This window comes from Synechococcus sp. H70.1, from assembly GCF_047502705.1.
Classification (GTDB): domain Bacteria; phylum Cyanobacteriota; class Cyanobacteriia; order Thermostichales; family Thermostichaceae; genus Thermostichus.
The window spans coordinates 1-1,559 of the sequence record NZ_JANSIV010000026.1 but is presented as its reverse complement, the minus strand read 5'-3'; the positions used below and the strand labels follow the sequence as shown (position 1 = coordinate 1,559).

Below are 1,559 nucleotides of genomic sequence, written 5' to 3'. Positions count from 1 at the left end.
CGCTCGGGGTTGGCCGGAGCGTACGCGGCTCCGTTGGGGTTGGCGTGGGTGTCCGCGTCGGCGTTGGGGTTGGCGTGGGTGTCCGCGTCGGCGTGGGTGTGGGCGTCGACGTGGGCGTCGACGTGGGCGTCGGCGTCGGGTTGAAGCAGAGACGCTGACGCTCAAGATCCGGTGGAGTTCCGCTCGGCAGGCAAGGTTTGTTCTCCGGCGGCAGCGGCTTCAGGTAGCGCAGGTCATAGTTTTCCTGATCGCTGCCATCGCGGGTAGCAAAGCGCAATCGCGCAGTGCCGGTATTTTCATAGGTCTGGATCTCTACCAGGTAGGGAGAGTCCTGGGATGGATCCGCGCAGTCCAGCTCCAGGCGCAGGGTGACCTGCTTGCCGCCGCCATCTGACCAGGCTTCGGCACCTGCCGCGTCCGTCCCTAGCCTAAGGTCAGTGCCTTTCTCAACGCTGTATTTGAAGATGGGTGGCTCCGCGGGGTTGGGAGGGTTGTAGTTGAGGTTGCGCCGGATGATCAACCGCACGCCATCATCACCATCGAGGATGTGGTAGCTCTGCAGGCCCGGCCAGCGGGGATAGAGCTCCCCTACCCAGCGGACGACGAAGAAATCGTTGCCGTTGTTGTTGCCACTGCCAGATACACCGCTTCTGCGCCGCCAGCAGGAGCGTAGGAAGTTGAACTGGTTGGGGTTGAATCGGAGCTCGCTAGTTCCCTGTCCGTTGGGGAGCAGCCTATTGAGGTCGTATCCAATGCGAGGGCTGCCGACAGGCACATAGGAATAGCCGATGTCATCCGCATCGATGGGCGCGTTCGGCAAGTTGTTGTTGCCGTCTAGCTCTCCGCAACTGGGCATCCAGAACCAGTCGCCGCGATCCCGGCGATCCGGACTAGGATCAGGTGGGATGAAAGGTGGCCGAGGCTCCTGAAGAAGATCCTGCCAACGATTCGGCGGCACGAGAATTGGCACCGACAGGCGGCAAAGGGGCTGCAGAATGTCATACAAATCGCCGCTGCAAGTGGAATTGCTGTACAGCCCTCGCTTGAAGGGAGAGTTGGAATTCAGCGACGTGCTGCTGCCGAACTGGTACTGGAAGCCACCCCACGAGGGGAAACCAGAACCGCTGCGGGCAAAGCTGCTTGGATTGACGGTGCCATTGTCGTTACTGATAGCGTCGCGCACGCAGGCCCAGTGTTCCCTGCTGTCGGTGCTATTTACATTGCAGCGGGGCGCACTGCTGGTGTAGCCGTTGTTGTATTGACCGATGGCATCCGGCACCCCCTGGGCCGGGAACACTGGATCCGGCCAGCGCACCGCCCGCAGGTAGGGCAGGTTTTTATTTTGAGCATTCGAGAGCAAAGGGCCTACAGCGCCAGTGCTGGCAAACCCCGTATTGGGGTCGTACTGGTTCCGCGGGTTGGTGATCCAGCCGTTGTAGTACTCGGCCAGCAGGCCGCCACCTATCGGCTTACCGTCTTTCGAGGGAACTGGGCAAGGTTGGAGGGGAGCCACCATCACCCAGCGGGAGGTATCCAGCACCGGGTTGCCCAAGGCGGAG

Annotated in this window: 1 pseudogene; it reads right to left on the bottom strand. The window is 61.6% G+C overall.

Features of this window, described 5'->3' with window-relative positions:
- A pseudogene (locus NW827_RS01885) lies at positions 1-1,559 on the bottom strand (hypothetical protein); the annotation flags it as partial.